The sequence below is a fragment of the Salinivibrio kushneri genome (assembly GCF_005280275.1).
Classification (GTDB): domain Bacteria; phylum Pseudomonadota; class Gammaproteobacteria; order Enterobacterales; family Vibrionaceae; genus Salinivibrio; species Salinivibrio kushneri.
Window position 1 is genome coordinate 939,279 of the sequence record NZ_CP040021.1, and the last position, 12,589, is coordinate 951,867.

The 12,589-nt window shown below is 50.8% G+C and carries 11 protein-coding genes; 9 read left to right on the top strand and 2 right to left on the bottom strand.

The annotated features are described in order from the left end of the window. Positions 1–19: 19 nt before the first annotated feature. Positions 20–403 (bottom strand): hypothetical protein, encoded by a 384-nt coding sequence (locus FCN78_RS04555; protein ID WP_069361387.1) that lies wholly within the window; start codon positions 401–403, stop codon positions 20–22. Between the two features lie 423 nt (positions 404–826). Between FCN78_RS04555 and FCN78_RS04565 the strand changes: the two genes are divergently transcribed. The 9 genes from FCN78_RS04565 (at position 827) to FCN78_RS04605 (ending at position 10,634) form a co-directional block, all read left to right on the top strand. Then, positions 827–1,234 carry a YbaN family protein gene (locus FCN78_RS04565; protein ID WP_069361388.1) on the top strand — a complete coding sequence of 136 codons (408 nt, stop codon included), beginning with the start codon at positions 827–829 and terminating at the stop codon, positions 1,232–1,234. A gap of 37 nt (positions 1,235–1,271) precedes the next feature. Then, positions 1,272–1,817: an adenine phosphoribosyltransferase gene (apt, locus tag FCN78_RS04570; RefSeq protein ID WP_069361497.1), complete on the top strand. Its 546-nt coding sequence runs from the start codon at positions 1,272–1,274 to the stop codon at positions 1,815–1,817. Positions 1,818–1,874: 57 nt separating this feature from the next. Beyond that, positions 1,875–4,037 (top strand): DNA polymerase III subunit gamma/tau, encoded by a 2,163-nt coding sequence (gene dnaX / locus FCN78_RS04575; protein ID WP_077658848.1) that lies wholly within the window; start codon positions 1,875–1,877, stop codon positions 4,035–4,037. A gap of 24 nt (positions 4,038–4,061) precedes the next feature. Beyond that, positions 4,062–4,391, top strand: coding sequence for a YbaB/EbfC family nucleoid-associated protein (locus FCN78_RS04580; protein ID WP_021022483.1), 330 nt, complete (start codon positions 4,062–4,064; stop codon positions 4,389–4,391). A 3-nt stretch (positions 4,392–4,394) separates the two neighbouring features. Further along, entirely contained in the window at positions 4,395–5,003 is a 609-nt protein-coding gene (gene recR, locus FCN78_RS04585; RefSeq protein WP_069361390.1) for a recombination mediator RecR, read from the top strand. Positions 5,004–5,360: 357 nt separating this feature from the next. Next, on the top strand, positions 5,361–7,256 hold the full coding sequence (htpG, locus tag FCN78_RS04590) for a molecular chaperone HtpG (RefSeq protein ID WP_069361391.1): 1,896 nt from the start codon (positions 5,361–5,363) through the stop codon (positions 7,254–7,256). Positions 7,257–7,413: 157 nt separating this feature from the next. Continuing rightward, complete coding sequence (gene adk / locus FCN78_RS04595; protein WP_069361392.1) at positions 7,414–8,058, top strand: adenylate kinase; 645 nt, start codon at positions 7,414–7,416, stop codon at positions 8,056–8,058. A 210-nt stretch (positions 8,059–8,268) separates the two neighbouring features. Beyond that, positions 8,269–9,243: a ferrochelatase gene (gene hemH, locus FCN78_RS04600; protein WP_077456614.1), complete on the top strand. Its 975-nt coding sequence runs from the start codon at positions 8,269–8,271 to the stop codon at positions 9,241–9,243. Between the two features lie 89 nt (positions 9,244–9,332). Then, on the top strand, positions 9,333–10,634 hold the full coding sequence (locus FCN78_RS04605; RefSeq protein WP_069361394.1) for an inosine/guanosine kinase: 1,302 nt from the start codon (positions 9,333–9,335) through the stop codon (positions 10,632–10,634). 74 nt (positions 10,635–10,708) lie between these two features. On the opposite strand, the gene asnB is transcribed toward FCN78_RS04605, so the two are convergent. Further along, positions 10,709–12,376: an asparagine synthase B gene (gene asnB, locus FCN78_RS04610; protein WP_069361395.1), complete on the bottom strand. Its 1,668-nt coding sequence runs from the start codon at positions 12,374–12,376 to the stop codon at positions 10,709–10,711. Between the last annotated feature and the right edge of the window lie 213 nt (positions 12,377–12,589).

Below are 12,589 nucleotides of genomic sequence, written 5' to 3' on the forward strand. Positions count from 1 at the left end.
GCGAAAGTCAGCCTCGCGATCACACGGTTTTACGTTCTCCCGCTGTGGCTTGGCGAGTGGCTGGATCGTGATGATAATAATTCGACGCACGGCACTGCGGGCAGCGCTGCTCGGCAGCGTCTTTCATTAAATCATCCAGTGGAATGTCACTTTCACAATCGGCACACAAGCCATAAATCTCCAAATCCATGGCACATAAAGCCGCATCGACTTTTTCTAAACGTTCACCGAGACATCGGATGGCGCCAGGTACCCCTTGGCTTTCTTTAATCAGATCCGAAATGGTGAGGTTTTCGCAATGCTTGTCCCAGTCTTCACGCAATCGCGTGGTTAGTGTTGCTACTAGCTCAGTGCGTTCGCGGTTAAGTTCACGCCCCAGCTGAGCAAGGGTTGTTGTATCCATGGTCAGTTCGCTTGATTGGCTAAAATGACGTTTATCATGACGCAGTCACACAAGTTGTTACCCTGATGTAAATCAAGGATTCAGTTAAAACCTTACAAATCGTCCGTTTTTAGCGCTGTTGACCTGAGCTATAGTAGCCGCTCACTGTTGTTATGCTGTTGTGAGTGAAGTAACAAAATGGAACACGATTTTAAAGAGCCTTATAACGTTAAGTACTTCATCGGCTTTTTGCTGGTATTGCTAATCCCGACCTTACCTGCCAGTCTCACCTGGCTTGGCATTATTTTTGGCGGCTAATCACCGCCTTGTTCACTTACCGCACCGTATTCCTGATCCGCCATCCTGTACCTCCATCGTCTCTGCCACTACACTTAGCGTGAGTAAACAAGCGCAACCATCGCGAATCGAGAGGTAATAGAGACTATGCAGCAAGCACCGACAGCCGCATGGCGTTGGTTATGGAACGGATTAGGGTGGTTATGGGTCGCGCTGGGGGCGGCAGGCGCCTTTTTGCCGGTACTCCCGACCACGCCGTTTTTGCTGCTCGCCAGTGGTTGCTTTATGCGAGGCTCTCCTCGTATCGCTAACTGGCTCCATGCCCACCCCACGTTTGGACCGATATTGACCGATTGGTACCAAAAGCGCGCGATTAGTCGCAAAGTAAAACGACGCGCGACCGTCATGATAGTGGCAAGTTTCAGTTTCTCCATTTATATCGTCGGGGCGATGTGGCTGAAAGCGTTACTGATTACCTGCCTAATTGTGCTCTTATGCTGGTTTCTCCGCCTACCTGAAACGGAATCTGTTGCTGGCTCGGCCGAAAATTCATAACATGGCGGTTTGCGTTTTTTATCGGCGAGAATTGGCCATGAGCACCGACAGCTTGAATGTCATCAAACAAAGTATTCAAACCATCCCAGATTACCCCAAACCTGGCATCTTATTTCGCGATGTCACCAGCTTAATGGAAGACCCTGCTGCCTACCAAGCGACAATTGACGCCTTGGTGGCACAATATCGCGATCATGGATTTACCAAGGTGATTGGTACCGAGTCACGTGGCTTTTTATTCGGTGCGCCTCTGGCGCTTGCGCTAGGGCTCCCGTTTGTGCCAGTTCGCAAACCTGGCAAATTGCCACGCGCGGTGATCAGCGAAAACTACCAGCTGGAATACGGTGAAGATACCCTGGAAATCCATCGTGATGCGATTGGTGAGGGGGATAAAGTGCTGGTGATTGATGATCTACTGGCGACAGGCGGCACTATAGAAGCCACCGTGAAGTTGGTGCGCCGTTTAGGTGGCACCGTAGAACACGCTGGCTTTGTGATAAGCTTGCCGGATATCGGCGGGGAAGAAAAACTGGCCGCGCTTGGGATCAACGTTTATAGCTTGTGCGAATTTGCCGGTCATTAATGCCAGGCTATGTGCAGGGTCTCGCGTTAGCCATAAGCATACAGGAAGCGAATTGACATGAGCTACCAAGTTCTCGCACGTAAGTGGCGACCCCATAATTTTGAGTCTGTTGCTGGTCAAAGTCATGTGCTCACGGCCTTGGCCAATGCGTTGGATCATGACCGCTTGCACCACGCATACTTGTTTAGTGGTACTCGCGGTGTGGGTAAAACCACTATTGCGCGTATTTTTGCCAAAGGGCTTAATTGTGAGCAGGGCGTGTCGTCATCGCCATGTGGACAGTGCGCAACCTGCCGTGAGATCGACGAGGGCCGGTACGTTGACTTGCTGGAGATTGATGCCGCTTCTCGTACCAAGGTAGAAGACACGCGAGAGCTGCTCGATAACGTCCAGTACAAGCCTGCACGTGGCCGTTATAAGGTGTACCTGATTGATGAGGTACACATGCTGTCGCGCCACAGCTTTAATGCATTGTTAAAAACGTTAGAAGAGCCGCCCGAATACGTGAAGTTTTTGCTGGCGACCACGGATCCACAAAAGCTACCGGTCACCATTTTATCGCGTTGCTTGCAGTTTCATTTAAAGCATTTTGACGCCAGTCAGATCCAAACGCAGCTAGAGCATATTCTTGATCAAGAAGGTGTCGAGGCAGAGTCACGTGCGTTAATGCTATTGTCACGGGCGGCGGAAGGCAGTATGCGCGACGCCTTGAGCTTGACTGATCAGGCGATTGCGCTGGGAAATGGCCAAATTAGCACCCAAGCAGTGGCAGAGATGCTAGGGACACTGAGTACCGATAACGCACTCTTACTCCTTGAAGCCTTGGCGAACCATGATGCGGTCGAGTTGATGAACATGCTGACGCAGATTGCGCACGTCGGGGTGGAATGGGATGGCTTACTCAAAGAGTTAGCCAGTCAGCTTCACCATGTGGCGTTGGCTCAAGCACTGCCTCAGACGCATGATGACGACAGTGGTGAGCAAGCACGGATCCACGCCTTGGCCTCGCGACTTGCGCCACAAGATGTGCAGCTGTGTTACCAAATGGCACTGCAAGGACGGCAAGACCTGCCTTACGCCCCTGATGGGCGGGCGGGATTAGAAATGGTCTTGCTGCGTATGTTGGCGTTTCAGCCGGTCAAAACCGTGCCGTATGAACCGGCTACCATATCGGTGCCGACACATGATCCCGCTTCTGTGTCACAGCAGCCGACAAAAAAAGATCCTTCGCAAGCGCTGAATGCATTAAAAGCGCAGGTCTCATCGGCCAGTGTGGCGTCGCCAAACCAAGTGCCACCAAGCCATGCGCCTCAGCAGCCGATGGCAAAGACTGGCGCGGAGGAGCCCAGCATAGATGCGTCCGGCAGTGGGGCACGTGACGCGAGTGTCGTCGAGCAAAGCCAACCGGTGGTCGAAGACTCGGTGCCGGATGCAGCGTCCGCGAGTGAGCCATCTGCCTCTTCGCCTGCCTCTAGCCTTATCCAGGCGCGTAATCAGCTGCGTAGTCGTATGAAACGTCAAGCTGATAAAACGGGAGATGGGGTAAAAAAGACGGGACGGACACCGGCCAAGACTGATGCGTTATCTGTGCTCGATCGCGTAGCGACGGCGGCAGAGAGTGCATCGCCTGTGTCCGCCCCGGCGCATCAAACGGGCAATTCGACGTCAGCCCCCCAGCAGACATCGCATGGAAATACGATGTCGTCAGAGCCTTATCAATGGCGTCCTACCCAGACTGTGTCACAATCGCCTGAGGTCGTACCAACCCTGACCCCTAAGTCGATAAAGCAGGCGCTAGAGCATGAAAAAACGCCTGCCATGCGTGACAAACTGGTGGAGGAAACCAATGCGCAAGATCCTTGGTGTGCACTGGCAGACAGCTTGGACGTAGAGCGATTGGTCAAGCAAATGGCACTCAACGCGGCCATGTCCCAGCAAGGTGAGCAGGTACAGCTTATCTTACGCCCGGATCAATCGCACTTGAATACCGAAAAAGCCCAGCAGCAATTAACTCAGGCCTTGACGACGGCATTGGGTGCCCCCATAACCTTAGAGGTACAGCTCGGGGAATCGGGAATCACACCGTTAGAGCGGCGAGAGCAGCTCTATCAACAAAAATTAGCGCAGGCGACACACAGCCTGCATAATGATCCGAATGTCACTTTTATGCTTCAACGCTTTGCGGCGGAGTTAGAGGAAGACAGCATTCGACCAATTTAAGACACCTAACCAAGAGAGAGAATTATGTTTGGTAAAGGCGGCATGGGTAACATGATGAAGCAGGCGCAGCAAATGCAAGAGCGCATGCAGAAAGTACAAGAAGAAATTGCCAGCATGGAAGTGACAGGCGAAGCGGGCGCAGGCATGGTGAAAGTCACCATGACAGGCAGCCACAGCATCCGTCGTGTCGACATCGACGATAGCTTGATGGAAGATGATAAAGACATGCTGGAAGACTTGATCGCGGCCGCATTCAACGATGCTGCCCGTCGTGTTGAGGAGCAGCAAAAAGAGAAAATGGCGGACGTGACAGGCGGTATGCAGTTACCACCAGGCATGAAAATGCCATTTTAATCTATGCGCACCAGCCAGTTACTTGAACAACTGATGGACTCGCTGCGTTGTTTGCCCGGGGTGGGCCCTAAATCAGCGCAGCGGATGGCCTACCACCTATTGCAACGAAATCGCCAAGGTGGACTGGCTCTCGCGCAAGCACTGAGCACGGCAATGACAGACATTGGCCACTGCAGCCAATGTCGAACCTTTACCGAGCAAGACGTGTGTGCGATTTGCGATAACCCGAAACGCCAAGAAACCGGGTTGATCTGTGTGGTTGAAAGCCCGGCAGACATTTCGGCCGTCGAGGCGACTGGGCAGTACGCTGGGCGCTATTTTGTCTTGATGGGGCATCTGTCACCGCTTGATGGCATTGGTCCGGCAGACATTGGCCTTGATGTGCTAGAAAAGCGTTTGCAGCACGAACCGATTCAAGAGCTTATTTTGGCGACCAATCCAACGGTGGAAGGCGAGGCGACGGCGCAATACATCGCTGAGCTTTGCCAAGAGCACCAAGTGGGTGCCAGCCGTATCGCACATGGCGTGCCCATGGGCGGCGAGCTTGAACTGGTCGACGGTACGACACTGTCTCATTCGATTATCGGTCGCCAGCAGTTGAAATATCGCTAGAAGCGCCTGCCGTGCCCAAGAGACCGCACCTACCGGTTGTGACATTGTCTTCCTCCGCGAGGGGCCGAAAGACAATGTGGCAACACCAACCGTCAAAGCAGCGATGTCAATCACGCTACTGACTTGCAAAGCCTAGCCTCTGGTTAGGCTTTTCTTTTTCTATGGTTTATAGCCTCAGCCTGTGTGATATACCTCGAGTGTCGGCAACTTAACACTAACTGGCTTATATTTGACCACTTAGGCCTTGAAAGCGTGGTACCGGATCCCTATATCCAAGGAGACTGAGTAACGAATTCATTGAAACGTGGGCATCGAGTCCACGTCGCCATTAATCCTCATAGTGTTAGGTAGATTGACATGAGCGTGAAAACCCCAGAAAAACATCAGTTTGGTTCTGATACTTCCAAATTGCTGCAGTTGATGATCCACTCTCTCTACTCAAACAAAGAGATTTTCCTGCGAGAGCTGGTGTCAAACGCGTCAGATGCTGCTGACAAGCTGCGCTTTAAAGCATTGTCCGCGCCAGAGCTTTATGAAAGCGACGGTGACCTGCGCGTTCGTCTTTCCTTTGATAGTGATGCCGGTACGTTAACTGTCTCAGACAATGGTATTGGTATGAGCCGTGATGACGTCATCGCTAACCTCGGTACCATTGCCAAATCTGGCACAGAAGAGTTTCTTAAACAGCTTAACGAAGATCAAAGCAAAGACTCGAACCTGATTGGCCAATTCGGGGTCGGTTTTTACTCTGCCTTTATTGTCGCTGACAAGGTAACCGTGTGCACTCGCGCGGCGGGTCTTGCGGCCGACGAGGCAGTGCAGTGGGAGTCAACCGGTGAAGGTGAGTATACCCTAGAGCCTATCAGCAAAGCAGAGCGTGGCACTGAAATTACGCTGCATCTTAAAGACGACGAGAAAGAATTCCTCAATGATTGGCGTCTCCGTGAGGTGATCGGTAAATACTCCGACCATATCGGTATACCGGTAGAAATGTGGACGCAAGAGAAAGACGAGGAAGGTAACGAGACGGGCGAAGGTAAGTGGGAACAAGTCAACAAAGCGCAAGCGCTTTGGACCCGTGCTAAGTCAGATATCTCGGCAGACGAATACAAAGAGTTCTATAAACATGTGTCCCATGACTTCGCCGAACCGCTGACCTGGAGCCATAACCGCGTCGAAGGTAAAAACGACTACACCAGCTTGTTGTATATCCCGTCCAAAGCCCCATGGGATCTTTACAACCGCGAGCACAAACATGGACTGAAACTCTATGTACAACGCGTCTTTATCATGGATGATGCGTCACAGTTCATGCCAAGCTACTTGCGCTTTGTCCGTGGTTTGATTGACTCTAACGATTTACCACTTAACGTCTCGCGTGAAATTCTGCAAGACAACAAGATCACGCAGTCACTGCGTGGTGCATGTACCAAGCGTGTGTTGTCGATGCTAGAAAAACTGGCTAAAAACGATGCGGAGAAGTATCAGACGTTTTGGCGTGAATTTGGCTTGGTGATGAAAGAAGGGCCAGCGGAAGATTTCAGCAATAAAGAAAAAATTGCTGGCTTGCTGCGCTTTGCCTCAACGCATGAAGACAGCGCTGAGCAGACCGTCTCCTTGGCCGACTACGTGTCGCGCATGAAAGAAGAGCAAGACAAGATCTACTATATCACCGCGGATAGCTACAATGCGGCCAAGCACAGCCCGCACTTGGAGCAGTTTAAAGCCAAAGGCATCGAAGTTATCTTGATGTATGACCGCATCGATGAGTGGTTGATGAGCTACCTGACCGAGTTTGATGGTAAGTCGTTCCAGGCAATCACCAAGGCAGACCTCGATCTGAGCCAATTCGATGATGAAGAAGCAAAAGCAGAGCGTGAAGAAACCGAAAAAGCCTTTGCGTCTGTGATTGAGCGAGTAAAATCGCACCTAGGTGAGCGTGTTAAAGATGTGCGTACCACCTTTAAGCTCTCTGGCACACCGGCGGTGGTAGTGACCGATCAGTTTGAGATGGGCACGCAAATGGCGAAGCTTCTTGAGGCGGCTGGTCAGCAAGCGCCTGATGTGAAGTACATCTTTGAACTGAACCCAGAGCACGATCTGGTTAAGCGCATGGCGGATGAGAGCGATGAGCAAAAATTCGGTACCTGGGTAGAAATGCTGCTGGGTCAAGCGATGCTGGCAGAGAAAGGCAGCATGGACGATCCGTCAGACTTCTTGGCCTCGGTCAACCAGCTTCTGACTAAGGTATAATCGACAGGCGATTGTCGAGACCACATACTGAATGACTATCGAACAAGCCCGGCCGGATTGCCGGGCTTGATAGCGTTTAGTTAAGCGTGTATGTTTCGTGTCTTTGCGAATATAGACGCAGTTTAACGAAACCTAAATAATCATAAAGGGGATCACTATGCGCATCATTCTGTTGGGTGCACCGGGCGCGGGTAAAGGGACGCAAGCGCAGTTCATCATGGAAAAATACGGGATTCCGCAGATTTCTACGGGTGACATGCTGCGCGCCGCGATTAAAGCGGGCACTGAGCTTGGTTTAAAAGCCAAAGCGGTTATTGATGCTGGCGAATTGGTGTCTGATGACATCATTCTTGGCTTGGTTAAAGAGCGTATCTCGCAAGATGATTGTGCCAACGGCTTCTTGCTAGATGGGTTCCCACGCACCATTCCTCAAGCTGATGGACTGAAAGAGATCGGTGTTGCGATCGATTACGTACTCGAATTCGACGTTCCGGATGACGTAATTGTTGAGCGTATGAGTGGTCGCCGTGCTCACCTTGCTTCAGGCCGTACTTATCACGTTGTTTACAACCCACCGAAAGTGGAAGGAAAAGACGACGTGACTGGCGAGGAGCTAGTGGTACGTGATGACGATAAAGAAGAGACAGTGCGCGCACGGTTGAATGTGTATCATAACCAAACCGCACCTCTGATTGCTTACTACAAAAAAGAAGCGGATGCTGGTAACACTCAGTTTGTGACCTTCGATGGTACACAAGCCGTGGAGCAGGTGAGCGTAGAGATCCAAAAGGTACTCGGCTAAACCCGGCTCAAGGTGTCGCGCGTTTACGTGCTGACACAGGTTGTCATCGGTATTGCTGATAGTAGAAACCGGAGCTGACGATTAGTCGCTCCGGTTTTTTTGTGGCAAGCTACGCGTCATTCTCCAAACAATTTAATCAGATACGTTAAATTGGAAAGGTACAACAAAAATACTGGGCTCGTGGCCGAGCCAAAGCCAAGGACAACAAACATGACCGAAAAGCATAACCAAGTTGGCGTACTTCTGGTCAACCTGGGAACCCCAGATGCGCCTACTTCTTCTTCTGTAAAGCGCTTTTTATCTGAATTTCTGCATGATCATCGGGTGGTCGATTTAACGCGTTGGTTGTGGTGCCCACTGCTGCATGGTGTGATTCTCCCGGTACGCTCTCCCAAGGTGGCTAAGCTCTATCAAAGTGTTTGGATGGACGAGGGCTCACCGCTGATGGTGTATGCCACACGCCAGCGTGATGCCTTAGCCAACAAGTCGGGATTACCCGTTGCCCTAGGAATGACCTATGGTTCCCCGTCGATTACGGATGGTATAGAGAAACTGCAGCAACAAGGCTGTGAAAAGGTCATGGTTTTGCCCTTGTATCCGCAATACTCTGCGACCACCACCGCCGCGGTATTTGATAAAGTTGCCAAATCCCTCAAAGGACGCCCCTTGCTGCCTGAGCTTCGCTTTGTGCATCACTATCACGATCATCCAGCATATCAATCCGCATTGGCAGACTCCGTGCAGCGACACTGGGATAAGCATGGCAAGGGCGATCTCTTACTGTGTTCATACCATGGGATCCCGCAACGCTTTGCCGATAACGGCGATCCGTACCCGCAACACTGTGAACAAACCACAGCATTGTTGCAGGCGGAACTCGGGCTCCCCGATCAGGCGATCATGATGAGCTACCAATCGCGTTTTGGGCGTGAAGAATGGCTTAAGCCTTACACGGATAAAACCTTGGAAGCGCTGCCCGCGAAAGGGGTTAAAACCCTCGATATCATGACGCCAGCCTTTTCTTCTGACTGTTTGGAAACCTTGGAAGAAATTGCTGGCGAGTGTCGGGATATCTTTCTAGAAGCGGGTGGCGAAGCCTTTCGTTTTATCCCATGCTTAAACGATGATGAGGCGCATATTGAGTTAATGGCGACGCTGGTGGCAGAGCATACCCAAGGGTGGTAGACAGATAAAATTCGTTTCTCCAACGCTATGCAGGCGCAAATTCTGTGGTAGAATTCGCGCCTCCCTTCCATTAGCTAGTTACACGAACCATGAAATTTCCAGGACAACGTAAGTCTAAACACTACTTTCCGGTTCATGCCCGGGATCCTTTGCTTAACCCTGCCAGTGAGCGTGGCTTTAAACGCCCTCATGTGATTGGCATTGACCAAACCTTGGTGGATATAGAAGCAAAAGTGAGTGATGACTTCCTGGAGCGCTATGGTTTGAGCAAAGGCCACTCGTTAGTGATTGACGATGAACGGGCTGAAGCCTTGTATCAAGAGCTCAAAGACAACAATTTGGTGACGCATGAATTTGCGGGCGGCACCATTGGTAATACCTTACATAACTATTCCGCCTTGGCTGATGATCAATCCATTCTGCTTGGCGTGATGAGTCAGGATATTCGCATTGGTAGCTACTCTTATCGCTATTTATGCAATACATCCAGCCGCATGGATCTCAACTATCTGCAACCTGTCCAAGGCCCGATTGGCCGTTGTTACGCGCTGATTGGCGATTGCGGTGAGCGTACCTTTGCTATCAACGAAGGTTTAATGAACCAGCTCCGTCCTGAGTCGATTCCTGAACATATCTTTGAGCATGCGTCAGCCTTAGTCCTGACAGCCTATCTGGTACGTTGCAAGGACGGTGATCCGATGCCGGACGCGACCATGCGTGCCATCGAGTATGCCAAAAAGCATAACGTGCCTGTAGTGATGACGCTGGGCACCAAGTATGTGATTGAACAAAATCCACAATGGTGGCGTGATTTTCTGGCTGAACACGTCAGTGTGGTGGCGATGAACGAAGATGAGGGCGAAGCGCTCACGGGTGAAAGTGATCCTCTGCTCGCGGCCGACGCCGCCTTACAATGGGTGGATATGGTGCTTTGCACCGCCGGCCCGATTGGCTTGTACATGGCGGGTTATAGTGAAGATAAAGCCAAACGCGAAACCTCACTGCCTTTATTACCCGGCGCCATTCCCGAGTTCAATATGTATGAGTTTAGCCGCCCAATGATCAAAGCCGATTGCGAAAATCCGATCAAAATTTATTCGCACATTGCGCCATACATGGGTGGACCAGAACGGATCAAAAACACCAATGGTGCGGGTGACGGTGCGCTGTCGGCGTTGCTGCACGATATGTCAGCGAATCGTTACCACCGTGATAACGTGCCTAATTCGAGCAAACATCAGTACCCATTTTTGACTTACTCTTCGTTTTCTCAGGTGTGCAAATACGCTAACCGTGTTAGCTATGAGGTGCTGGCGCAGCACTCTCCGCGCTTGTCACGTGGCTTGCCGGAGCGCGAAGATAGCTTGGAAGAGGCTTACTGGGAACGTTAATCTCATTGCCCTAAACGATAAAAAAACCGCCAATTGCTGTTGGCGGTTTTTTATTATTGGTCGTGAGGGGGGGCTTATTGATACGCTTTTTCGTGTACGTTGCGGACCGCACGACCTGATGGATCAGCTTGGTTTTTGAACGATTCATCCCATTCAATCGCTTTAGCACTGGAGCAGGCGATCGACGGGCCACCAGGAACACACTTCGCGGCATCTTCCAGAGGGAAGAGTTCGGCGAAAATTTCACGATACATATACGCTTCTTTGGTCGTCGGCGTGTTGTATGGGAAACGGAACGCGGCGGTTGCTAACTGTTGATCGCTGACTTTTTCATCGGCAATGGCTTTTAAGGTGTCAATCCAGCCGTAACCGACCCCATCGCTAAACTGCTCTTTTTGACGCCATGCCACCGACTCTGGTAACAGATCCCCGAAGCACTCACGAATAATGTGTTTTTCCATTTTGCCGTCACCGCACATTTTATCGTCTGGCTTGATTTGCATCGCTACTTCCAAAAACTCTTTATCCAAGAAGGGCACACGCGCTTCAACGCCCCAGGCGGCCATCGATTTGTTTGCGCGGGCGCAATCAAACATGTTGAGCGCAAGCAGCTTGCGAACGGTTTCCTCGTGGAATTCTTGAGCGTTAGGCGCTTTGTGGAAATATAAGTAGCCGCCAAACACCTCATCGGCGCCTTCTCCTGAGAGCACCATTTTGATCCCCATCGCACGGATTTTACGTGACATCAGATACATAGGCGTTGATGCTCGGATAGTGGTCACATCATAGGTCTCGATGTGATACACCACGTCGCGGATGGCATCCAAGCCTTCTTGAATGCTGTAGGTAAACTCGTGGTGAACGGTGCCAAGGTGATCAGCGACCTCTTTGGCAGCCTTCAAATCCGGCGCCCCTTCCAGGCCGATAGCAAACGAGTGCAAACGTGGCCACCATGCTTGGCTTTGGTCGTCATCCTCGATGCGGTTGGCGGCATACTGTTTGGTCACTGCGGAAATCACCGATGAGTCCAACCCGCCGGACAGCAATACACCATAAGGCACATCCGTCATCAATTGGCGATGAACTGCTTTCTCTAGGGCTTCTTTGAGTGCCGCCTTATCCGTGGTGCTGTTTTTTACGCCATCGTATTCCATCCATGCGCGTTTGTAATAGCGGACGGGCTCGCCTTGCTTGCTCCATAAAAAGTGACCCGGAGGGAACTCACTAATGGTTTTACAAATAGGGGCTAGCGCCTTCATCTCAGACGCGACGTAATAGTTGCCGTGCTCATCGTGGCCATGATAAAGCGGGATAATGCCAATATGATCACGACCAATTAAATACGCATCTTGCTCCTCATCATACAAAATAAAGGCAAAGATACCGTTGAGGTAATCGAGTAACTCTGGGCCTTTCTCTTGATATAGGGCGAGAATAATTTCGCAGTCAGACTCGGTTTGAAACGGGTAGTCGGGGGCAAACTCAGCGCGGAGCTCTTTGTGATTGTAGATCTCACCGTTGACTGCGAGGGCTTGAGTTTGGTTTTGGTTATAAAGTGGTTGTGCCCCACTGTTAAGATCGACAATCGCAAGGCGCTCATGGACGAGAATCGCTTTTTCAGACGAATAAATCCCTGACCAGTCTGGGCCACGGTGACGCATGGTCTTCGACATTTTTAACGCGACTTCCCGCAATTGTTGCGAGTCGGTTTTGATGTCAAGCGCTCCAAAAATTGAACACATAATCTTCCTCTCTGTTTATGTTATGCGGTGTTTGTCGCCGTGTTATGCCCCGATAAAGGGCGACTGGCGGCGACTTGTTAACCACACTTTGCCCTGTGGCAGAGAAAGATACAAGGAGATAAAACAAATTCGTTATCTAAAATCGCCTTATAGTGAATGAAATTTAATAAAAGATAAATATATCGAATTAAATTTAAAAAATGGTGCAGTTTT

Excerpts from the sequence above, each read along its gene's own strand:
- recR (WP_069361390.1), top strand. The coding sequence starts at position 4,395 with ATGCGCACCAGCCAGTTACTTGAACAACTGATGGACTCGCTGCGTTGT.
- FCN78_RS04580 (WP_021022483.1), top strand. The coding sequence starts at position 4,062 with ATGTTTGGTAAAGGCGGCATGGGTAACATGATGAAGCAGGCGCAGCAA.
- FCN78_RS04565 (WP_069361388.1), top strand. The coding sequence starts at position 827 with ATGCAGCAAGCACCGACAGCCGCATGGCGTTGGTTATGGAACGGATTA.
- asnB (WP_069361395.1), bottom strand. The coding sequence starts at position 12,376 with ATGTGTTCAATTTTTGGAGCGCTTGACATCAAAACCGACTCGCAACAA.
- adk (WP_069361392.1), top strand. The coding sequence starts at position 7,414 with ATGCGCATCATTCTGTTGGGTGCACCGGGCGCGGGTAAAGGGACGCAA.
- hemH (WP_077456614.1), top strand. The coding sequence starts at position 8,269 with ATGACCGAAAAGCATAACCAAGTTGGCGTACTTCTGGTCAACCTGGGA.
- dnaX (WP_077658848.1), top strand. The coding sequence starts at position 1,875 with ATGAGCTACCAAGTTCTCGCACGTAAGTGGCGACCCCATAATTTTGAG.
- htpG (WP_069361391.1), top strand. The coding sequence starts at position 5,361 with ATGAGCGTGAAAACCCCAGAAAAACATCAGTTTGGTTCTGATACTTCC.
- apt (WP_069361497.1), top strand. The coding sequence starts at position 1,272 with ATGAGCACCGACAGCTTGAATGTCATCAAACAAAGTATTCAAACCATC.
- FCN78_RS04555 (WP_069361387.1), bottom strand. The coding sequence starts at position 403 with ATGGATACAACAACCCTTGCTCAGCTGGGGCGTGAACTTAACCGCGAA.
- FCN78_RS04605 (WP_069361394.1), top strand. The coding sequence starts at position 9,333 with ATGAAATTTCCAGGACAACGTAAGTCTAAACACTACTTTCCGGTTCAT.